Raw genomic sequence first — 21643 nt, forward strand, 5'->3', positions numbered from 1 at the left:
GGCTGGTCGCGCAGTTCCCCGCGCCCCTTAGGGGGCCCTGACAGGCCCCGCCCAGGTGCGCACAGGAGTCGCCGCTAGCCTGCTGTCCTGTATGGAAAACGGACGGAATGCAGCCGACGCGGCGCGGGTGGTCGCCCGGGCGCTCGTGCACGCGGTGGTCGGTGGGGTGGCGTTGCTCGCCGTCGTCACCGTCGGGTCGGTGCTCGGGCCGATGGTCGTGCTCGATCTCGCCACCCCCGCCATGGCCGCCTGGTGGACCGTGTTCACCGCTGTCACCGTGCAGGGCATCCCCTTCCTGCTGCTGGGCACGGTCGTGTCGGCGGCGATCGGCGCGTTCGTTCCCGAGCGGGTCTTCCGCCGCGTACTGCCGAAGAACCCGGCGCTCGCCGTGCCCGTCGCCGGGGCGGCCGGGGCCGTGCTCCCGGGGTGCGAGTGCGCGTCCGTGCCCGTGGCGGACAGTCTGATGCGGCGCGGGGTCGCGCCCGCCGCCGCGCTCGCCTTCCTGCTGTCCGCGCCCGCCATCAACCCGGTCGTCCTCGTCGCCACGTCCATCGCCTTCCCGGGAGATCCGGCCATGGTCGGCGCCCGGCTCGTCTCGTCCCTCGCCACCGCCGTCGCGATGGGGTGGCTGTGGGTGCGGTTCGGCAAGGAGGAGTGGCTGCCGACCGTACGGCGCGGAGGCGGCGCGGCGTCCGGGCCGGGCGGGTGGCGGGGCTTCCGGGACGGGCTGCAGCACGACTTCCTGCACGCCGGGGGGTTCCTCGTGCTGGGGGCTGCCGCCGCGGCGACGTTCAACATCCTGGTGCCGCGGTCCGTGCTCGACGTGTTCACCGGCTCGCCCTGGCTGTCGGTGCTGCTGCTCGCCGTCCTCGCCGTCGTGCTGTGCGTGTGCTCCGAGGCGGACGCCTTCGTGGCGGCGTCGCTGACCGGTTTCTCGCCCACGGCCCGCCTGGCGTTCATGGTCGTCGGCCCCATGGTCGACCTCAAACTCATCGCTCTCCAGGCGGGTACCTTCGGGCGGGCGTTCGCGGTGCGGTTCTCGTCCGTGACGTGGGTGGTGGCCGTGGTGAGCAGCGTGCTGGTGGGCGGGTGGCTGCTGTGAGCCCCCGCCCGCGCTCCGGGCCGCGCCTGCGTCTGCGCCTGCGTCCGCAGGGCGTGCTGCTGATCCTGTGCGGGGCTGCACTGCTCCGGATCGCCCTCTTCAGCGAGCTGTACCTGCGCTATGTGAAGGAGGGCCTGCGCCCGTACCTCGTCGTCTCCGGCGCGGCCCTGATCGCACTCGGCCTCCTGGGCCTGCTCGCCCGGACCCACGACGAGGACGACGAAGACGCCCACGAGGACGACGAAGACGCCCACGAGGAGAGCCATGGCCGGGGTGCGGGCGAAGACGACGGCCACGACCACACCCGTAACCCCCGTATCGCCTGGCTCCTCACCGCCCCCGCCCTGGCCCTCCTCCTCTTCCCGCCGCCCGCGCTCGGCTCGTACAGCGCCGAACGCGAGGAGGCGAGGGTCGCGGCGCTGGGTACCGGGACCTTCCCGGAACTGCCGGCCGGGGACCCTCTCGACCTGACCCTGGGCGTGTTCGCCTCGCGGGCGGAGTGGGACACGGGCGCGTCCCTGAAGGGGCGCACGGTCCGCCTGACCGGCTTCGTGACCCGCGACGACGGCGGCGCCTGGTCCGTGGCACGACTGCGCGTCACCTGCTGCGCCGCCGACGCGCAGGCGCTCAAGGTCGAGATCCGTGGCGAGGACGCCCCGGCGGCCGACACCTGGGTGACGGTAACCGGAACCTGGCACCCCACGGGGAAGCCCGGCACGGACGCGGCCCGCCCGGTACTGGACGCCGTGTCGGTGAAGAGGACGACGGCGCCTGCGGACCCGTACGAGAAGCGTTGAGCCGTTGAGTCGCTGCTTCGCCTGGTCGTTGTCAGTGGCGACCCCCTGACTCGGCGCATGACTGATCGGCGCATGACTGATCGGCACATGGCTGACAGGACGAATGACGGCGAGACGGTGGAGCGCCCGGCGGGGCCTGGCCCGGAATCGGCCATGGGCACGATCACCGTGGAGGCGTGAGGTTCCGCCCGTGCAGCCAGCCCTGCGGCAGCCACGGCAGGTGGTCCGTGTGTGGGGGTGGGGGGCCCGTGCGGGCCAGGAGGATGGCTACGTCGTCTTCCGAGGTGGAGGGGTCCAGGTGGGTGGTGACCGTTTCCAGGAGGGTGGGGAGGGGGGCCGCCGGGTCGATGGGGAGGTCGGCCAGGGTGGTGAGGCCGGTTTCGATGTCGCGGTCGCGGCGTTCGATCAGGCCGTCGGTGCACAGGAGGAGCACCGAGCCGGGGGCGACGGGGATCGTGGTGGCCGAGAAGGAGCCGAGGCCCACGCCCAGGGGCGGTGCGACCGGGAGGCTGAGCAGGGTGCGGGTGCCGTCGGGGGCGACGAGCAGCGGGGGGACGTGGCCGGCGTTGGAGAAGGTGGCGCACTCCCTGCGGGGGTCCAGGAGGGCCAGCAGACAGGTCGCCACCCGGTCCAGCTCCAGGGTGAGCGCGGTGCGTTCGGCCTGCAGCAGGATGAAGTCCGGGGTGCTGCTCTGGACGGCGAGGGTGCGCAGCACCGAGCGGTACTCGCTCATCGCGGCGGCCGCGCGGATCCCGTGGCCCATGACGTCTCCCACCACCAGCAGCGTGCGGCCGTGGGGCAGCGCGAGCGTGTCGAACCAGTCGCCGCCCACCTCCGCTCCCGCGCCCGCCGGCAGATAGCGGCCCAGGGTCTCCACGCCGGGGCCCGTGACGGTCGGCGTGTTCAGGAAGGCCCGCTGCATCTCCAGGGCCGTCTCGTGCTCGCGGGTGTAGCGGACCGCGTGCGCGATGCCCGTGGCGGCGCGGTCGGTGAGGTCGCCGAGCAGTTCCGCGTCCGCGTCGGTGAGGTGGGCGGAGTCACCGGCCCGGAACACGATCACCGCGCCCACCAGTTCCTCGTGGACCGCGAGGGGCAGGTAGATGCCGGAGTGCGCGCCCATCCGGCGGAAGTGTTCCTTGCGTTCGTACGAGAGGGAGAACTGGCGCATCGCCTCGTCGGCCGGGTCGGTGAGGACGAGCGGGCGCCGGTCGGCCAGCACGTGGGCCATGGGGGATCCGGCCCGGTACACGACGAACTCGCCGAGGAGGCCGAGCGGCGAGGACGCCTCCGCCAGCTCGGGTGTGGTGGCGAGCGCGATCCGGCGCAGCCGCAGCGGATACCGGTCCGAGGGCACCTGGGGTGTGCCCTCCGGGTCCACGACGTCCACCGCCGCGTAGTCCGCGAAGCGCGGCACCAGCAGGTCGGCCAGCGCCTGGCAGGCCTGGCCGAGGTCGAGGGTCGCGCCGGTGCTGCGGTTCGCCTCGTCGAGCAGCGCCATGCGGTTGCGCGCCCGCACGAGGTCCTCGCGTCCGCGCAGCGCGTCGGTGACCTCCATGACGACCCCGGCCACTCCGAGGATCTCGCCGGACGGTCCGGTCAGCCGGTGGTAGGCGCCCAGCCACCACCGGTTGTCGCCCGTCGTGTCGGCCGGGGTCTGTCCGCCGACGGTGATGACCTGCGGAACTCCCGTACGCAGCACCTTCGCGAGCAGTTGTTCCGAGGCCTCCAGGTCCGGCAGGACGTCCCGCAGCCGGCGGCCGAGGTGTTCGGCGGCCGGGACGCCGTTGAGCCGGGCGAGCGCGTCGTTGAGGTAGAGGTAGCGCAGCTCGGTGTCGAGTACGGCGATACCGGCCGGGCAGTGGTCGAGGAGCCGCCGGGTCAGCGTCAGCTCGTCGAGCAGCCGCTCCGCGGACTCGGCCACGTTCTCGGAGTGGTGCACGGCGTCCGCGAGCGCCGCCAGTTCCGCCTGGGTCAGCAGTATGCGCGGGTCGGGTTGGACCTGGTCACCGGGCACCCGCCCACACCATCACGGCCCCGCCCCGCCCACCAACGGGAGGGACTGTCCGGGTGATCCGGACGGTCCCTCCCGGAACCCTGATCAGCGACGCGGCGCCGGAACGCTGATCAGCGACGCGGCGCCGGAACCCCGCCTAGGGAACCGGCGCGGCCGTCGGTTCGGGCTGTTGGGGGGTTCGGCCGCCGGGGGAGCCGGCCAGCCGCCACACCTCGTCCGCCGTCAGTTCCGCGTACGCGTCGGGCGGCAGGTCGCCGGTGAGGCCCGCGACCCGGACGGGCTTTCCGCCGCGCTCGGCGAACAGGGCGAGGGTGAGGGCGAGCCGGGGCGAGTACACGCTCCGCCAGGCCGTCCGCGCGCCCGGCCCGCTGCCCGCGCCGGCCGAGTGCCCGACCGGCGAGGCGGGCACGGCCCTGGCCGGCAGGAAGGTCCCGTCTTTGGCGCCGGGCACGAAGGCCCCGTCCTTGACGCCCTGGCGCGCGTTCAGCAGTTCGGTGACCACCACGGTCTCCTTCCCGCCCATCGCGGTACGCGTCCTCGGCTGCGCGGTGTGGACCGTACGGCCCGCCTTCGTGATCTTCGCGACGGTGTACGGGGCCGCGTAGGTGCCGTCGGCGGCCAGCGTGGCGTACGCCGAGTTCAGGCGCAGCGGGGTGGGAGCCGTCTCCTCGACGAGCTTGCCCAGCGGGTCGCCGAACCGCAGGCCCTTGTAGGCGAACGGTTCGAGGACCGTGCCCGCCTCCACCGCCCCGTCGACGGCGTCGTTGAACGGCTGGTGGGCGTAGTCCGCCCCGCCGTACAGCACCCGGACCGCGCCGTCGCCGGGGACGGTCGCGACGACGGCCGTGTGCAGCCGGGCGCCCTCGGCGCCCTTGCCACGCGCGCCGCCCTTGCCACCCTTGCCGCCGGTGTCGCCCTTGCCGTCCGTGTCGCCGTCGGGCGTCCGCTCGCGCACCAGCTCCGCCGTCTCGTCCTGGAGGCCGAGGTCGAAGGTGGTGTGCACCTTGTAGCCGCCGCGCGCCAGCTGGTCCTCCGAGATGCCGAGCCGGTCGGCGGCCTCGGCGGACGCCGTGTCGATCAGGTACTGCCGCTGGCCGTTCGAGCCGCCCGGCGGGTAGAAGCGGAAGGCGGGGAAGCGGGCGGCCGTCCGCTCGCGGGCACTGATCGCGCCCGAGTCCGCCATCGCGTCGAGCACCCACGCCCAGCGGCGCTCCAGCGTCCCCGTCACCTTCGCGTCCGCGCCCGCCCGCTCGTAGTACGAGGGCAGGTTGAGGATGGAGGCGAGGGCGGCGCCCTGGGACACCGTCAGGTCGCGGGCGCCGACACCGAAGTAGTTGCGGGCGGCAGACTCGACGCCGGCGGCGCCGCGGCCGAAGTACACGGTGTTCAGGTAGCCCGCCAGGATGTCGTCCTTGGCCCTCGTACGGTCCAGCTTCACGGCGATGAGGGCCTCGTGCGCCTTGCGCTTGAGGGACTGCTCGGGGGTGAGCAGCGCGTTCTTCACGTACTGCTGCGTGATCGTGGAGCCGCCCTGGCGGTCGCCGCCCGTCACGGTCGCGAGCGCGGCCCGCAGGATCGCGGAGGGGGCGACCCCCGAGTCCGTACGGAAGGAGCGGTTCTCCGCGGCGATCACGGCGTCCTGGACGTGCCGCGGTACCTGTTCGAGGGGGATGTCCTGGCGGTCGACCGGCCCGCGCCTGCCGAGGTACTCGCCCCCGGAGTCCACGAAGACCGTGCTCTGGCTGACGGTCTCCGGATGCGGTTCGGGGATGGGGGTCATCCGGTACGCGACGACGACCGCGGCGCTCGCGAGGAGGAACAGCGTCAGCAGGGCGGCCAGCACGCGGCGCAGGCGGCGGACGCGGGTACGGCGCCGCCGGACGCGTATCCGCCGCAGGAACGTGCCGATGCCGCGGAGCCGGGTGCCGCCGCGGCCGAGCAGGTCCCGGGCGGCCACACGGGTCTTGGTACGGGTCTTGGTACGGGGCTTCACGCGGGCGTTCATGAGGGGGTGTCCGTCCGTGCGAGGAGGGTGCCGGCGGAGTCGTAGGCCTTCACCGTGATGCCCGGCGACTCCGTGTCGCCGCCGGTGAGCCGGGCGTCCACGTACCAGGCGGACCAGCCGGGGGAGCCCGCCAGGGTGAGCAGGCGGGCCGTGAACGTGCCGTCGGTCGTGCGGACTTCGACGCGGGACGCCTCGCGCGGGCCCCGGTGGACGCCGGAGAGGAAGATCCGCTTCCCGGCCGTGGAGTCCGCCCAGAGGGTCAGGGCGGCCCCGCCCTTCCCCGAGCCGTCCTTCCCGGCGTCGCGGAACTGGTTCGGCTGCCCCGGTGCCGACACGTGCGTACCGTCCTTGGAGAGCCACACCTGCACACCGGGCGCGGCGGCGACGCGTTCGCCGGGTGTCACGACCCGGACCGCCGCCCTGTCCACGGAGACCGTGACCCCGCCGGACCCGGAACCCGTGCCGCGCACGGCCCCCACGACCAGGGGTACGAGGAGCAGGGCGCCCACGGAGGTGAGCACCGCGGTCGTGAGCCGGCGCCGCTTGCGGAGCGTGCGTCCGGCCGCCTCGATGGCGGGCCCGGGAAGTTCCGCGCCCGGGACCTCGAACGGGCCCTGACGGTTGGGGACTTGCGGGTCACGCGCTCCTTCCCGGTGCGCGGCGTGGGCGCGCAGGGCCTTCTCCGCCCGGCGGTCCACCGCCTTCACCGCTCCCCGCGAGGAGTTGAGGAGCGCGGCGATCTCGCGGTGGGTCAGACCGTCCCAGTGCCGGAGCACGGCCACGGCCCGACGGCGGGGCGGCAGGCCGGCCAGCACCTCGGTGAGCGGGTCGAGCGGATCGGTCACGTACGGCTCCGGCGTGGGGCCGGAGCGCTTGGAGTGCCTGGAGCCGCCGGAGCGCGCGGAGTTCCCGTGACCGTCGGAGCCCCCTGAGACCCCTGAGCCCCAGGAGCCCCAGGAGTGCCCGAGGCGGGCGACCAGCCGTGGCCGCCGTCGCAGGAAACCCCGTACCAGAGCCCGCCGGACGTAGAACTCCGCGTCGTCGCCCGGGACCCGGCGCCGCGCGTACACCTCCGCCACCGCCGCTCTCGCGCGTCTGTCCGCGTCGGCGGAGTTCCCCGTGAGCAGCCGGGCCGTGCGCGTGAGCCGGGGCCAGTACTCCCCGGCGCGGGCGGTGAAGTCGTCGTCCATGGTCAGTCGAGCGCGACGATGCGCGCCACTCCCTCCGGATCGGCCCTGCGCGGTGCTTGTGCTTCGATGTACGCGACCTACGCGACCTGTGTTGCGTACGTGACGTACGTGACCTGTACGCACGACAGAGGCAGCCGGGTTGCACGGGATTTCCGAACTTCCGAGAACAGCGGCAGGGGGTGTGGCGGGGGGTATGACCGAGGACGAGTTCGACGGGTTCTACGCGGCCGCGTTCCCCCGGCTGACCGGGCAGCTCTACGCCTTCACCGGTGACCACGGTGAGGCGCAGGACGTCGTCCAGGAGGCATTCGTCCGGGCCTGGGACCGGCGGCGGGAGTTCCTCGCCGACGGGGCGCCCGAGGCCTGGATACGTACGGTCGCGATGCGGCTCGCGGTCAGCCGGTGGCGGCGGGCCCGGCGTTGGCTGGAACTCGTACGCCGCAATCCGCCGCAGGAGCACACCCCGGGGCCGGGTCCGGAACGGGCCGCGCTCGTGGCCGCCTTGCGGGAACTGCCCGAGGCGCAGCGCATGGCTGTCGTTCTGCACCATCTGTGCGACTTGAGTGTCGAACAGGTAGCCTCCGAAACCGGTGCGCCCACTGGGACGGTCAAGGCCCGGCTGTCCCGCGGCCGGGCGGCGCTGGCGCGGCGGCTCGGCGAGGCCGACGAACTGGGTGAGAGGGAGGACGACCGTGTCCGATGAGCTCACGCCCGGCCGCCGCCACGAGCACGAGGACCCCGGCGACGCGGCGAGCCGTTCCGAACTCACCGTCGCGCTGCGCGAGTTGGCGCAGGACCACGAGACCCCGGTGGCCGTCCCGGGGGCGGAGATCCGCCGTCGTGCGGTACGCCGCCGCCGGCGCCGTAAAGCCTCGCTGGCCGCCGTCACCACGGCCGGAGCGGGAGCGCTGGCCCTGATTCTGGCCCTCGTGCTCACTGATGGCGAAAGCACCCGGTCGGTTCCGCCCGCGGCCAGTTACGGCGTGAAAACGCCCCCCGCGACCGCCCGGCCCTCGCCCGTCGTGGCCGCCGCCAGGGTGGACCTCGACCGGCGGGAACTGATCGCCGAGGGACGCACGCTGCCGATCTCCGTGGGGTCGGGCAAGTCGCCCACCCCGACCGGGCTGATGACGGTCACCGCCAAGTACAAGGCGACGATGGTGCCGGGCGCGGTGGCGGGCTGGAACGAGTACAGCGTGAAGGCGACCTGGGTGATGCGGCTGCGCGGCCCCGACGACCGTACGAACTATCTGCTCGCCCTCAGCTGGGACGAGAAGGCGCCCGGCAACTACGACAGCACCGGCGGTGCGATCGGTATGCGCACGGTGGACGCGATGTGGCTGTACAAGGTGCTCAGGCCGGGAGCGGTGGTGGAGGTCGTGGGGGCGGTCACGGCACGGCCGTCCGGGCAGCCTGAGCAGCCCGAGCCGTCGCTGGCGGACAGCGGCCTCCAGGCCCCGCCCACGGGGATGGAGACGGGGACGGCGACGGGGATGGAGACAGGGACGGAGACGCTGGATCCGACCGGCGCGGCGCGGGCGAAGGAACTGGAGGACGCGGCGCGGGCGAAGGAGTCGGCGGCGGTGGCCGGGGGCACGGACACGAGGCCCTGAGGCCTGGTGGGCCGTTGCGGGCCGTCGTGGGTCACATCCCTTGGGGTGAGCTTTACTGCGCGTTAGTTGCAGGAGCGGTGACATGGCGTGAGGGTGGGGACAGTTCCACGGAGGTCCGCACGACTGCCTCCCGATGACCACCCCCTCCTCCTGGCGTGCCTCCCTCTCACGGGAGGAGCGGGTGTGGCCTCGTACAGGCGGCCTTCGGCGAGCGGCCGTCAGTGGTGGGGCATGAGCCGGTCCACCACACGGCGGGCCGCTCCCGGGCGCGGCCCGGGGACCACCGCCGGACGCTCCCAGTCGCAGGGCGGCGTCGGACGCCGGAGCGGGACCGCGCCCTGCTCCTTCAGCGCGACACTCACCAGCCCCAGCAGCAGCTGGACGTCGGCGTCGCAGTCGAGGAGCACGGTGATCCAGGAGGCGCCGGGGCGGACTCTGATCGCGCTGGCGTGCAGGAGTTGGGGAAGCAGGCGCTCGACCGCCGTGGGTGTGAGGCAGAGGTCGGCGGAGTCGTCGGAGTGGAAGTGGACGATCTCGTGTCCCGCCGAAGCGAAGGCATGCCCAACGGCGCACCGGGGCGGGCCACTTACCAGGTTCGGCCAGGTCTCCAGAAGAGCGATGGCGCGAGGGGCCGCGGTCATAACCCCATCCTCGCGCACGCTTCACCTGCAGGACCACCCCCAGCAACCTCCGACTACGCGCAGGGCACGGCCGGTTACGCGATCACTCCCCGGCGAACCGGAACAGGTTGCAGCGGTACGCCTCGATGTCCCGGCGCCTGAGCGTCGCCACGACCGGGAGCAGGAGGCGGTAGCGCAGGGGCAGCCGGTGCGCGACCGGGGCCGGCAGGTGCGCCAGGGTGCGGGAGTCCGTGAGGCTGAGGCCCGGCTCCCACTGTTCGAGCGCACCCGGGTTGTCGCAGCTCCAGCGCATCCGGGCCGTCACCTTGGCGAGCACGTCATGACTGTCCTGGGCATCGACCACGCGGGACGCCGCGGTCTCCAGGGCGAAGCGGGCCCCGGGCAGCTCCTCGCCGACCTGCTGGAACACCGTACGGACCAGTTCCGCCTCCAGATAGACCAGCACCGCCTCGGCGACCAGGAAGTACGGGCCGGGGCTGCTGCCGCGCACCTGCTCCATCCACTGCGGATCGGTGACTGAGGCCGAGACCATGTGCCGCCGGTCCGTGTCCTTGAAGAAGCCCCGCCGCAGGGCGATCACATCGGGCAGGTCGAGGTCGAACCAGTGGACCGTGCCGTTGTCGAGCCGGTCGAACCGCGTGTTCAGACCCGTACCGATCTCGACGACCGTGCCGGCGGGGTGCCGCTCCAGGAACTCCCGTACCCACTGGTCGAAGAGCAGGGTGCGCAGGTTCGCCCCGAGCAGGCTGCGCGCGCCGTCGAAACGGGAGAAGTCGTAATCGAGGGAGTCGACCATCTCCACAGCCTGTGGATCGCTCAGCAGTCCGTGCGCCTTACGGGTCTCGACCGCACGGGCGTAGAGGGGGATGAGCAGGGTCTCCTGGACCTCGCCGAGTCGGGGCGTGCGCTTGTCCACCGGCCGTCTCCTCTCCACCGGCCTCTTCTCCGGCCCCGACCGGCTTCTTCCCCGGCCGGCCGTGCGGGGCAGGTCCTACCGGGCAAGCTAACCGAGCCGCCCGCGGCTGACAGCCCCCCGCGTCAGCGGCACAGCAGTTCCCGTATCGCCCCGACGACGACGTCCGGGGCCTCCTCCGCCATGAAGTGACCGCACGAGACAGTGCTGTGCCGCAGGTCGTCGGCCCACGCGGACCACAGCGCGGCGGCGTCGAAGCCGAGGGCCGAACCCCAGTCCTGCTGGAGCACGCTCACCGGCATCCGCAGCCGGTTGCCGGCCTCGCGGTCGGCCAGGTCGTGCGCGACGTCGACGCCCGCGGAGGCGCGGTAGTCCGCGACGATCGACGGGACGGCCGCGCGGCACGCCGCGAGGTAGGCGGCGCGGACGTCCGCCGGTACGGCCGCCGGGTCGCGCGTCCACACGTCCAGGAAGTGGCCGAAGAACGCGTCCGGGCTCGCACCGATCAACTGCTCGGGCAGGCCCGGCGGCTGGGCCATCAGGTAGAGGTGGAAGCCGATCGCGGCGGACGTTCCGTGCATGACCTCCCACATGTCGAGCGTCGGCAGGACGTCCAGGGAAGCGAGGTGGGTGACCGTCTCCGGGTGGTCGAGGGCGGCGCGGATCGCGACGAGGGCGCCGCGGTCGTGGCCGACCAGCGCGAAGCGCTCGTGGCCCAGCGCCTTGGCGACCGCGACGACGTCCGCGGCCATGGCGCGCTTCGAGTACGTCGTTCCGTCGGGATCGGCGGGTTTGTCGCTGGCGCCGTAACCGCGGAGGTCCGGGCAGATGACCGTGCGGTCGGTGGCCAGCTTCGGGGCTACGTGGCGCCACATGAGGTTGGTCTGGGGGAAACCGTGGAGGAGGACCACGGGGGTGCCTGTGCCTCCGCCTTCGCCCCCGCCGACGGCGACGTGCAGCTCCGCTGGGGTCGCGCCGGGGATGCGGTGGTGGGCGAAGCCGTCGATGGTGGGAGCGGTGGGGGTCAAGGGGTGCCTTTCGGAGGTGGGTCGGGTGCGGGTGGGTGGGGGCTGGTCGCGCAGTTCCCCGCGCCCCTTGGGGGCGAAAGGATTGCGCCGTTCCCCGCGCCCCTGAAGGCGAGAGGATTGCGCCGTTCCCCGCGCCCCCTGGGGGGCGAAGGATCGCGGCGTTTCCCGCGGCCCTTGGAGACAAAGGTGAGGGGTGTGAATCAGCGGGCGATCAGCGGTCGGTCGGCGGTCGGGCAGTGGGTGGGGGCGCAGTAGCGTGGGACGGGTGTGCAGAGGCCGGTGAGGAGCGGGACGTGCGGGTGGTGTTCGGGGTGCTCGGGCCGACGGTCGCCCACGCCGAGGACGGGCGGGAGCTCGCCCTCAAGGGGCCGCGGCACCGGGCCGTGCTGGCCCGGCTCATCGTGGCCCGCCGCCGCGTCGTACCCGTGTCCCGGCTGGTCGAGGACCTGTGGCCGGAGCCGCCCGCCGGAGCCGTGGGCGCCGTCCAGACCTTCGTGGCGGCCCTGCGGCGCGCCCTGGAACCGGACCGCCCGCCCCGCACCCCGGCCCGGCTCCTGGTCACCGACGGCCCCGGTTACGCGCTGCGTGCCGCGCCGGACACGGTGGACGCCTGGCGCTTCGAGACGGCGCTCGGCACCGCCGCCGGACTGCCCGCCCCGGCTGCGCTCTCGGCCCTGGAGGAGGCGCTGGGCCGGTGGCGGGGTCCGGCGTACGCCGAGTTCGCCGGGGAGGGGCAGGACTGGTCCCGCGCCGAACGGGCCCGCCTCGCCGAACTGCGCCTCCAGGCCGTGGAACGCCGTGCCGAGACCCTGCTCGCCCTCGGCCGCCCCGCCGACGCGGTCCCCGACCTGGACGCCCACCTCACGGACCACCCCTGGCGGGAGAACGCCTGGCGCCTGCTGGCCCTGGCCCTCTACCGCCAGCACCGCCAGGGAGACGCCCTGGCGGTCCTGCGCCGGGCCCGCACGGTCCTGACCACCCAACTGGGCGTGGACCCGGGCCCCCACCTCCGCCACCTGCAATCGGACATCCTGACCCAGAATCCCAACCTGGACCTACCCCCTGGCCTGCCCGCACCGACTGCCCAAGCCCAACCCCAGCCCACCCAGGGGCGCGGGGAACGGCGCAGTCTTTTGCCTTTCGGGGGTGCGGGGAACGGCGCGACCAGCCACGACGCACCCGCACCCGACAACACACCTGGCGGCGGCCAGAGCGCCACCGAGGTCACGGCCCAGCTGTGGACCCGGGCCGCCGAGTCCTACCACCGCACCGTCGCCGGAGGCGCCCGCACACGCCTCCATTCCACCGTCGGCCTGCTCCGCAACCTCGCGGTCACCGGTGGCGCGGGTCTGGAGGAGGCCCGCCGCCACCGCACGGCGGCCATCGCCGCGGCGGAGGAGTTCGCCGACCCGGAACTGACCGCCCGGGTGATCGGCGCGTACGACGTCCCGGCGATCTGGACCCGCGCGGACGACCCCACGGCCGCCGCCCAGATCGTGGCCGCCGCGGAACGCACCCTCAGAGCCCTGCCGGCAGGCACGCCCGCCCACGACCCGGCCCGCTGCCGCCTCCTGACCACCATCGCCCTGGAGACCCGCGGAGCGAGCGGCGCGGACGGCCGGCGCGGCCCCGACGCCGCCGTCGAGGCGGAGACGCTCGCCCGCCGCCTCGACGACCCCGCCCTGCTGGCGTTCGCCCTCAACGGCACGTTCATGCAGTCCTTCTCCCGCGCGGGCCTCGCCCCGCGACGCGACGCGATCGGCGCCGAACTCGTCGAACTGTCCGCGCGCCACGGCCTGGTGACCTACGAGGTCCTCGGCCGTCTCATCCGCCTCCAGGCCCGCGCGGCACTCGGCGACCTCCCCGGCGCGGACCGCCACGCGACCGCCGCGGACCACCTCGCCGAACGCCACGAACTCCCCCTCGTGGGCGTCTTCACCGAGTGGTACGGGGCGCTGCGGCTCAGCGCGACCGGCCGCCCGGCCGAGGCGGAGACCGCCTACCGCGCCGCCGCCACCCGTCTGGAGGGCGCCGGAATGCCCGGCCTGGAACGCGGCCTCCTCCCCCTCGCGCTCCTCTGCCTGCGTCTGGCCCACGACCTCCCGGTGGACCCGGACCCCCGCCAGGACTGGGGCCCCCACCGCCCCTGGGCCGAGCCGTTCACGCTGCTCGCGGCGGGCCGCCGCACCGAGGCCCGTACCGCCCTGGGCGCCCTCCCGGAACCCCCGCACGACCTTCTGTACGAGGCCTGCTGCGCACTGGAGGCCGAGGCCGCCCGCCGTCTGGGCGACCGTGCCGTTCTGGAACGCGCCCGCGACCGTCTGCGCCCCGCCGCCGCCGAACTCGCGGGCGCGGGCAGCGGGTTGCTCACCCTGGGCCCGGTCGAGCGGTACCTCACCGACCGGCCCTGACGGCCGTACCCACGGTCACGCGGCGGCGCGGCTCAGCTCAGCTCGTCGGGTTCCGGCCCGTCCGGATCGTCCTCGTCACCGCTCTCCTCGGAGGGCCGCACCGACTCCGGGGCGGGAACGGAAGCCTCCTCCGAAGCCCCCGCCGAAGCGGCATCCGAAGCCCCCGCCGGTTCCGACGCGGAGGCCGGGGCCGAGAGCGCCGCCGCGGGCGTCCGGCCCGCCAGGACCTCCTCAAGGCGCCGCGTGCCGGCCTCGGCGGCCCGCCGGACGTCCTCGGCGTCCACCTCGTCGAGTCCGCCGTCGGTGAGGGACAGCGCGCTGTCGCCGACCCGTACGGCGGCGTAGTCCAGGGTGAGCACGGCGGGCCAGCCGCCGCCGTCGCCGCTCACGGTCACCCGCAGGCCCTCGGCCGCCTCGCCCAGGCCGGGCAGCGGCGCGGCGACGGCCCGTACGGTGAACTGTCCGCCCCTGACGTCCGTGGCCGTGAACTGCCCGCAGGTCTCCGGCACCGTCTTCAGCCAGGCCAGCGAGGAGTCCAGCGCGGCCCGGTCGTACGCCCCGACCTGGTACCGCAGCTGCGCCCCGGCGCCGGAGTCGTCGAAGCCGGCCGCCGCGCGGGACCCGGCGGGCTCGCCGAGCAGGTTCTCGGCGTACAGGCCGTCGAGCAGCCGCTGGCAGTCGGTGACGTCCGCCTTGCCCTTCAGGAGGGCGTCCCGCCAGGTCGCCGCGCCCTCGGTACCCGTCCAGCCGTCGCCGAGGTCGGCGGGGGTGAGCAGCGCCGACTTCGCCTGTGCCTCGGTCAGCGTGTGCGCGACGGTGACCGACGGGGAGGGGGAGGGCACCCGAGCCGCCGCGGCGGAGGCGGAGGCCGCCGCGGCGTCCGCGGCACCGGCCCCGCCGCCACCGCCCGTGCAGCCGGCCGTCGTGAGCAGCGCGGCCACCGCGAGGACCGGGACGAGGGCCGGCCGGAGGGCGGGGACGGTACGCCGGTGACGGCACCGACGGCGGGGCGGACGGTTCAGCACGGATGCCTCCTACGGCTCCCGACGACAGGGGGACTGCTGGATCTCCTCCCACGGCACCATCGCGCGGCACCTCCCACCAGCGCACCGGGCCGACCGGGTGAGCGGGCGGGCCCCTTCGAGATGCCCTCGCCCACCGGCGCGGCCACACTGGCCCCATGCCGGGACGGATCGAGGACTACGCCCTCGTCGGGGACCTGCTGACCGCCGCCCTCATCGGCCGCGACGGCAGCCTCGACTGGCTGTGCCTGCCCCGCTTCGACTCCCCCGCCTGCTTCGCCGCGCTGCTGGGTGACGAGAACAACGGCCGCTGGCGGATCGCCCCGGTGGCCGCGTACGACGACCCCGCCCCGCCGGCCGCCACCCGCCGCTACCGCGGGGACTCCCTCGTCCTGGAGACCGTGTGGGAGACGGACACCGGCCGGGCCACCGTCGTCGACTTCATGCCGCGCCGCGACGGCGCCCCCAGCGTCGTACGGATCGTCGAGGGCGTGTCCGGCACGGTCGACCTGCGCATGGACCTGCGGCTGCGGTTCGAGTACGGGAGCGTGGTGCCCTGGATGCACCGCGAGCACGGACAGCTCACCGGGGTCGCGGGCCCCGAGGCGGTACGGCTGTCCACCCCGGTCCCGCTGACCGCGCACGGCCACGCCCACACCGCCGACTTCACCGTCACCGCGGGCGAACGCATCCCTTCCGTCCTGACCTGGCAGCCCTCCCACCTGCCCGCCCCCGGCCCCGTGGACCCCTTCGAGGCGCTGCGCCGCACCGAGGAGTACTGGAGCGACTGGCTGCGGCCCTTCTCGTACGACGGCACCTACCGCGAAGCGGTCGTACGCTCCCTCATCACCCTCAAGGCCCTCACCTACGAGCCGACCGGCGGCATCGTCGCCGCGCCCACCACCTCCCTGCCCGAACAGCCCGGCGGGGTACGCAACTGGGACTACCGCTACTGCTGGCTGCGCGACGCCGGAATGACCCTGGAGGCGCTGCTGCGCAGCGGCTTCACCGCCGAGGCGGACGCCTGGCGCGGCTGGCTGGAGAGAGCGGTCGCCGGCCGCCCGCAGGACATCCAGATCATGTACGGCATCGGCGGCGAACGCAGGCTCACCGAGTGGACCGCCGACTGGCTGCCCGGGTACGAGGGGTCGCGGCCGGTACGGATCGGCAACGGGGCCGCCGTGCAGCAACAGCTGGACGTGCCGGGCGAGTTGATGGACACCCTCGCACTGACCCTCAGCTCGGGGCTGCGGCCCCACCGGCATCTCATCGCGCTCCAGCGGGCCGTGCTCGACCATCTGGAGAAGGTGTGGTCCCGGCCCGACCAGGGCTTGTGGGAGATGCGCGGCGAACCCCGCCACCACGTCCACTCCAAGGTCATGTGCTGGGTCGCCTTCGACCGCGCGGTGCGGCTGGCCGAGGAGCACGGACGCCCGGGGCCCGTCGACCGCTGGCGCGAGATCCGGGACCGTATCCACCGGGAGGTCTGCGAGCGGGGCTTCGACGCGGCGCGCGGCACGTTCACGCAGTCCTACGGTTCGCGCGCCCTCGACGCGGCGCTGCTGCTCATCCCGCGCACCGGATTCCTGCCGCCGGACGACCCGAGGGTCATCGGCACGGTCGCCGCCGTCGAACGCGAACTGTCCACCGGCGACGGCCTGGTCCGCCGCTACTCGACGAACGCCGGCGGGTCCGGGAGCCCCGACGGGCTCGCCGGGAGCGAGGGCGCCTTCCTGGCCTGCTCCTTCTGGCTCGCGGACGCCCTGCGGCTGACCGGCCGCGCGGACGAGGCCCGGACCCTGTTCGAGCGGCTGCTGCTCCTGCGCAACGACGTCGGCCTGCTGGCGGAGGAGTACGACCCCGTCGCCGGGCGCCAACTGGGCAATTTCCCACAGGCGTTCACGCACGTTCCCCTCATCAGAGCGGCCTACGAACTCGACCGTCACGAGACGGGACGGCAGTGAAAACTTGTTGCGTGAAGTACCGGTGAATCCGAGGCGACTTCTGCGAGGCTGACCCGATGCCGACCCTTTACAGAAGACTGCTCGGAATCCTTCCCCGGATAGGCGTGAAGGTGGTCGATATCGGTCCCGGTACGTCCCTGCTGTTCCGGCGGGGCGAGCGGACCGTCGTCCCGGTGGGAGGCGGCGCCGATCTGGTGACCCGCGGCAGGAGCCGGTACGCGGTCACGGACGCCGGCACGGACACCTGGGTGGTGGCCCGCGGGTCCGGGGGCCGGAACGTGAAGAGTGTGCCGCTCGGTGACACGGGCGCGCGGCTGCTGCTCGACAAGACGGTGCCGGCGGCGGGGGAGCGGGAGTTCCAGCTCGCCGCCGCGCACTATCTGTGCACCCAGCACGTGGCCGCACTGCTGGAACTGAACCGTGTGAACTGCGTGTTCGACGTCGGGGCCAACAGCGGGCAGTACGGGAAGGGGCTGCGGCGCTTCGGCTACACGGGGCGGATCGTGTCCTTCGAGCCGGTCTCCGCGACGTTCGAGAAGCTGCGGAAGTCCGCCGAGAACGACCCGGACTGGCATGTGTACAACTTCGCGCTCGGCCGCGAGGAGGCCGTGCAGTCCATCCACGTGGACTGGAAGTCGATGAACTCGCTGCTCCCGCCCAGCGAGTACGGCAAGGAGCGGTACCGGCGGTTCGCCAAGGGGCGCACGGAGGAGATCGAGATCCGGCGGCTCGACGGCGTGATGCAGAAGGCGCTCGAAGGGGTCGAGGACCCGCGGCCGTATCTGAAGATGGACACGCAGGGCTTCGACATGGAGGTGTTCGCCGGGGCGGGCGAGCGGATCTCGGAGTTCGTGGGGATGCAGTCCGAGGTGGCGGCTCTGCGGCTGTACGAGGGCAGTCCCGCGATGGGGGAAGCCGTTGCCGCTTACGAGGCGGCGGGGTTCGGGGTCACCGGCATGTACCCCGTGACGCGCGACCCCGCGACGGGGCGGGTCGTGGAGTTCGACTGCGTGATGGTCCGCGCGGACGCGCCCTAGGGGGTGGGGGCCCCGGTGGAGTGTCGCCTGCGGGTCGTACGTGGCCGGCCGCGCAGTTCCCCGCGCCCCCGGCGCCCCCAGGGGCGCGGGGAACTGCGCGGGTGACCCCCACCGGGCCCGCGGCCGAGCGACCCCGCGGCCCGCAGGGCGTTCAGGTCGTCGGGGGATCGGTAGGCTAGGGGGACTGCGAGTCCCCCCATCTGCGCGCTTCCGTAACGCTGAAGTGCCGTTCGCGGTCCCCGTGTTGGCCTTCTGCTGTTGAGGATGATTCGCTGGTGCTCGTCGCGGAGCGGTATCGGTTGCAGGCGTCCATCGGCCGAGGCGGCATGGGCGAGGTGTGGCAGGCCACCGACGAGGTGCTCGGCCGCGCCGTGGCCGTCAAGCTGCTGCTGGGGGACGAGGCGGACAGCGCCGCGTCCGCCCGCTTCCGCCTGGAGGCCCAGACGGCGGCCAGGCTCAGCCACCCCTATGTCGTCGCCGTCTTCGACTTCGGCGCCTGGGACGACCGCTTCTACCTGGTCATGGAGCTGGTCGAGGGCCAGAGCCTCGCCCAGGAGCTGACCGCGTCCGGCACCCTCGGCGCGGACCGGGTGGCCACCATCGCCGCCCAGGCCGCCGCGGGCCTCGCCGCCGCGCACCGCGAGGGGATCGTGCACCGGGACATCAAGCCCGGCAACCTCCTCGCGGACGCCCAGGGCACCGTGAAGATCGGCGACTTCGGCATCGCCCGTTTCGTCGACGACCCGTCGTCCGCGCTCACCACGGCCGGCCAGATCGTCGGCACCAGCCTCTATCTCGCCCCGGAGCGCGCCCTCGGCCGTCCTGCGTCGGCCGCCTCCGACGTGTACTCGCTGGGCTGCGTGCTCTACCAACTCCTCACCGGCAGACCGCCGTTCCAGGGCGAGAGCGCGACCATCACCCTGCACCAGCACATCGACATGGCGCCGGTGCCGCCCCGTGAGCGCGGGATCCAGCTGCCGCCCGCCTTCGAGAACTACCTCCTGGGCCTGCTCGCCAAGCAGCCCGAGGACCGGCCCACGGCCCAGGAGGTCGCGGACTGGTTCGGCACGGGCGCCTGGCAGGGACGGGCCGAACCCCTCCCGGTGGCCGCACAGCAGCCGCGTACGCAGGTGTCGTACGCGTCCGCGCCTGCGCAGCAGCAGCCCGGGGGAGCCGACAGCGGGGCCCCGACGACGTACCGGCTCCCGGCGACCGCCGCACAGCCGACCGGACGCTCCGCCCACGCGGCCCGCTCCGGGCCGCTGCCCGCCCCGGCTCCCTCCTCGCACGCCTCGCACTCCGCCCGTTCCGGCCCCTCGCGCCGCGCACGGCCCACCGGCGGTGGCGGCGGACGCGGCGGTGTCGGAACCGCCGTCCGCCGCAGACCCCGGGTGTTCGGCATCCTCGCCGGTGCCGTGATCTTCGTACTGGCCGTGCTCGCGGGCATGTCGATGTTCTCGCCGGACGACACCGCTTCGAAGGACGGGTCCAAGGACGCGTCCCCGTCCGCCGGTGCGAGTGACGGCTCGTCCGGCACCTCGGCCACCGGGGCGCCCGTGGCCGGAGCCGTGGACCGGGACCAGGACCGGGACAAGGGAGGGGATCAGGGCGGGGAGCAGGGGCAGGAGACCGGGACCGCGCCCGACGTCAATCCGGCGCCCTCCGCCTCCCCCTCCGTCACGGAGGAGATTCCGGAGGTCGTACCGGACCCCGCCCAGGACGCGGAGAAGCCGGGCAAGCCGGGCAAGGGCGGCGAGGACCGCTCGGACGACGGCGACGACGAGGACGACACGGACGACGGCGAGGAATGAGCGCCCGCGGAGAGGCTCAGTACCTCGGTGGCCCTCAGAAGTCCTTCTCCGGCCAGTCCAGCAGCCGCGCCCCGATGACCGCGGTCTGCAGGGTGTACCGGTGCACCGGGTCCGCCGGGTTCGCGCCGGTCAGCTTGTGGATGCGTTCGAGCCGGTAGGTGAGCGCGCGGACGCTCAGCGCCAGGCGCCGGGCGGCCTCCGCGGCGACACAGCCCGAGTCGAAGTACGCGGTGAGGGTGTCGAGGAGCGGTTCGGCGCCGCCGCGGGCCGCGCGCAGCGGACCGAGCGCGCTGACCACCAGATCGGCCATGGCCTGCCGGTCCCGGGTGAGTACGGGATAGACGAGCAGGTCGGCGGAGCGCAGTACGGGCGTGTCGAACTCCAGCCGCTCCGCCAGGTCGAGGGCGTTCAGCGCCTCCTCGTAGGACTGGACGACCCCGCCGGGACCGGGCTGGGAGCGGCCGATGGCGACCTGTCCGCCGTCGGTGGCCGCGTACGCCTGCTTGGCGAAGAACGCGAGCACGTCGTCCTGGTCGCCGGGCGCGATGCACACCAGGCGCCCGTCCTTGGTGGTGACGAGGATGCTGCGGTCGCCGAACCTGGCGATCAGCGCGCGCTCCACCTCGCGGGGCACGGCGTCGCCCTCGTCGTAACCGTCGTGACGTGCGCTGCCCCTGGCCACGGCGACGGCGTGCGCGTGCGAGAGACGCAGCCCGAAGCGTTCGGCGCGTTCGGCGAGCAGGCCGAGGTCGCTGCGGCCGTGCAGCAGGTCGTCGATGAACTCCCGGCGCGCGGCCTCCTCCTGGCGTACGGCGAGGAGCTGCGCCCGTTCGTACCCCTCGGCGAAGGCGTCGACGGCCTGCTCGACGGCGGCGAGCGTGTGCTCTCCGGCGGTGGCGGGCCAGTGCACGCGGGCTGCGGTGAGGTGGGCGCCGACCAGGGCGCGCAGTCCGAACCCGGCCTCGGCGGCCCGTTCGCCCAAGGCCCGCCGGGAGTCGAGTTCGTCGCGGGTCAGCCGGCGGCCGGTCGCGGAGGCGTCGGCGAGAATACGCGCGTACCCGTCCAGGTACTCCTCGGGTACGTCCCGCCCCGCCATGCGCACCCCTCGTCTCCCCGTCAGCCGTTTTCCCTCGATGAGCTGGTGACGCCTTTCTAGCGCATGGGGCGGGGGCCGGGGCGGTGAGGGTGGGGCTCGCTGCCGGGAAACGGCAGGAGCGGGGCCCCGGTACCGGCCGTCGTCCGACGGTGTCCGGTACCGGGGCCCCTGTCCGTCCCCCGTAGCAGGCCCAAGCGGATCCCCCGTGACGTCCGCGTGGTTCCTTGTTTCCGCCCGGTCATCGTGCCCGGGGGAGCCGGATTTCCGCATTGCCGGATCCCGGCAGTCTTCGGGCGTTCCCGGTGCCGGGCGACGCCGCGGTCCCGCGACGCATGGGGGTGGATGTGTCAAAGCGGCACCAAGGAAGCGTAAAGACTGCCGGGATCCGGCAATGTGTATAGCGCATGCATCTGACACAATGCGAGTCCGCCGAGGTGATCGGCACAGTCGGGGAGGTGACCGGATGAACCTGTTTCTCGGTCTCGGCATCGCAGGTGTCGTGCTGCTGCTTCTGACACTGGTCTTCGACGGCGTCCTGGAAGGACTGTTCGGCGGGGCGAGTTTCCTGGACGGGCTCTTCGACGGACTGCTCTCACTGCCGGTCATCGCCGGTTTCGTCTCGATGCTCGGCTTCGGCGGCGCCCTCGTGCTCGGCACCACCGGACTCGGGGCCGGTGCCGCCACCGCCGTGGGCATCGGGGCCGGAGCCGCGGCAGGCGGACTGACCTGGCGGTTCAGCCGGGCCCTGATGCGCGACGAACCGTCCGCCACACCACGCGGGGCCGACCTCGTCGGCACCTCTGGCTCGGTGGTCACCGCGATCCCGGTGGGTGGTTACGGCGAGGTACTCGTGCATCTCGCGGGGCAGCCGTTGAAACTCGCGGCGAAAAGCCCCGAAGCGGTGGCCCGGGGCACGGAGATCTGGGTCGAGGAGTCCCTGTCACCGACATCGGTGGCGGTCCGCGCGATCCAGCGCTGAAGCAGTTTCGATCCGTACCG

17 protein-coding genes are annotated in these 21643 nt (G+C 73.7%); 9 read left to right on the forward strand and 8 right to left on the reverse strand.

Annotated features, from left to right (window positions below):
- Positions 1–91: 91 nt before the first annotated feature.
- On the forward strand, positions 92–1102 hold the full coding sequence (locus C6Y14_RS19135) for a permease (protein ID WP_107017947.1): 1011 nt from the start codon (positions 92–94) through the stop codon (positions 1100–1102).
- Between the two features lie 32 nt (positions 1103–1134).
- Positions 1135–1899: a TIGR03943 family putative permease subunit gene (locus C6Y14_RS19140; RefSeq protein WP_107018216.1), complete on the forward strand. Its 765-nt coding sequence runs from the start codon at positions 1135–1137 to the stop codon at positions 1897–1899.
- A 163-nt stretch (positions 1900–2062) separates the two neighbouring features.
- Here the strand turns inward: C6Y14_RS19140 and C6Y14_RS19145 are convergent, their stop codons facing one another.
- The 3 genes from C6Y14_RS19145 to C6Y14_RS19155 form a co-directional block, all read right to left on the reverse strand.
- Positions 2063–3913, reverse strand: a complete 1851-nt coding sequence (locus C6Y14_RS19145; RefSeq protein ID WP_107017948.1) for a SpoIIE family protein phosphatase — start codon at positions 3911–3913, stop codon at positions 2063–2065.
- Between the two features lie 136 nt (positions 3914–4049).
- The gene (locus C6Y14_RS19150; RefSeq protein ID WP_107017949.1) at positions 4050–5918 is read right to left on the reverse strand and encodes a transglycosylase domain-containing protein; all 1869 of its coding nucleotides are present in this window, start codon (positions 5916–5918) and stop codon (positions 4050–4052) included.
- Positions 5915–7108, reverse strand: coding sequence for a sigma factor-like helix-turn-helix DNA-binding protein (locus C6Y14_RS19155; RefSeq protein ID WP_107017950.1), 1194 nt, complete (start codon positions 7106–7108; stop codon positions 5915–5917). Before C6Y14_RS19155 ends, C6Y14_RS19150 begins: the two co-directional genes overlap by 4 nt.
- Positions 7109–7301: 193 nt before the next feature.
- On the opposite strand from C6Y14_RS19155, the gene C6Y14_RS19160 reads away from it, so the two are divergent.
- Complete coding sequence (locus tag C6Y14_RS19160; protein WP_107017951.1) at positions 7302–7811, forward strand: SigE family RNA polymerase sigma factor; 510 nt, start codon at positions 7302–7304, stop codon at positions 7809–7811.
- On the forward strand, positions 7801–8721 hold the full coding sequence (locus C6Y14_RS19165) for a L,D-transpeptidase (RefSeq protein ID WP_159074270.1): 921 nt from the start codon (positions 7801–7803) through the stop codon (positions 8719–8721). Before C6Y14_RS19160 ends, C6Y14_RS19165 begins: the two co-directional genes overlap by 11 nt.
- A 218-nt stretch (positions 8722–8939) precedes the next feature.
- On the opposite strand, the gene C6Y14_RS19170 is transcribed toward C6Y14_RS19165, so the two are convergent.
- From C6Y14_RS19170 to C6Y14_RS19180, 3 genes are all read right to left on the reverse strand, one after another.
- Positions 8940–9362: a luciferase domain-containing protein gene (locus C6Y14_RS19170; protein WP_107017953.1), complete on the reverse strand. Its 423-nt coding sequence runs from the start codon at positions 9360–9362 to the stop codon at positions 8940–8942.
- Between the two features lie 82 nt (positions 9363–9444).
- Positions 9445–10278: a class I SAM-dependent methyltransferase gene (locus tag C6Y14_RS19175; protein ID WP_107017954.1), complete on the reverse strand. Its 834-nt coding sequence runs from the start codon at positions 10276–10278 to the stop codon at positions 9445–9447.
- Positions 10279–10400: 122 nt separating this feature from the next.
- A complete protein-coding gene (locus C6Y14_RS19180) occupies positions 10401–11303 on the reverse strand; it encodes an alpha/beta fold hydrolase (RefSeq protein ID WP_107017955.1) in 903 nt (300 codons plus the stop codon).
- A gap of 293 nt (positions 11304–11596) precedes the next feature.
- Between C6Y14_RS19180 and C6Y14_RS19185 the strand changes: the two genes are divergently transcribed.
- Positions 11597–13714, forward strand: coding sequence for an AfsR/SARP family transcriptional regulator (locus tag C6Y14_RS19185; protein WP_107017956.1), 2118 nt, complete (start codon positions 11597–11599; stop codon positions 13712–13714).
- Positions 13715–13746: 32 nt separating this feature from the next.
- Here the strand turns inward: C6Y14_RS19185 and C6Y14_RS19190 are convergent, their stop codons facing one another.
- Positions 13747–14739 carry a hypothetical protein gene (locus C6Y14_RS19190; RefSeq protein WP_225891154.1) on the reverse strand — a complete coding sequence of 331 codons (993 nt, stop codon included), beginning with the start codon at positions 14737–14739 and terminating at the stop codon, positions 13747–13749.
- Between the two features lie 155 nt (positions 14740–14894).
- Here C6Y14_RS19190 and C6Y14_RS19195 point away from each other — a divergent pair, with 155 nt between their 5' ends.
- The 3 genes from C6Y14_RS19195 to C6Y14_RS19205 all read left to right on the forward strand — a co-directional run bounded on the left by C6Y14_RS19195 (position 14895) and on the right by C6Y14_RS19205 (position 19548).
- Complete coding sequence (locus C6Y14_RS19195) at positions 14895–16700, forward strand: glycoside hydrolase family 15 protein (protein WP_107017957.1); 1806 nt, start codon at positions 14895–14897, stop codon at positions 16698–16700.
- A 56-nt stretch (positions 16701–16756) separates the two neighbouring features.
- A complete protein-coding gene (locus C6Y14_RS19200; protein ID WP_107017958.1) occupies positions 16757–17737 on the forward strand; it encodes an FkbM family methyltransferase in 981 nt (326 codons plus the stop codon).
- 326 nt (positions 17738–18063) lie between these two features.
- The gene (locus tag C6Y14_RS19205) at positions 18064–19548 is read left to right on the forward strand and encodes a serine/threonine-protein kinase (RefSeq protein ID WP_263973081.1); all 1485 of its coding nucleotides are present in this window, start codon (positions 18064–18066) and stop codon (positions 19546–19548) included.
- A gap of 34 nt (positions 19549–19582) precedes the next feature.
- On the opposite strand, the gene C6Y14_RS19210 is transcribed toward C6Y14_RS19205, so the two are convergent.
- On the reverse strand, positions 19583–20644 hold the full coding sequence (locus tag C6Y14_RS19210; RefSeq protein ID WP_107017960.1) for a PucR family transcriptional regulator: 1062 nt from the start codon (positions 20642–20644) through the stop codon (positions 19583–19585).
- Positions 20645–21107: 463 nt separating this feature from the next.
- On the opposite strand from C6Y14_RS19210, the gene C6Y14_RS19215 reads away from it, so the two are divergent.
- Positions 21108–21623, forward strand: coding sequence for a hypothetical protein (locus tag C6Y14_RS19215; RefSeq protein WP_107017961.1), 516 nt, complete (start codon positions 21108–21110; stop codon positions 21621–21623).
- Positions 21624–21643 lie beyond the last annotated feature (20 nt).

It is taken from the genome of Streptomyces dioscori (assembly GCF_003024195.1).
Classification (GTDB): domain Bacteria; phylum Actinomycetota; class Actinomycetes; order Streptomycetales; family Streptomycetaceae; genus Streptomyces; species Streptomyces dioscori.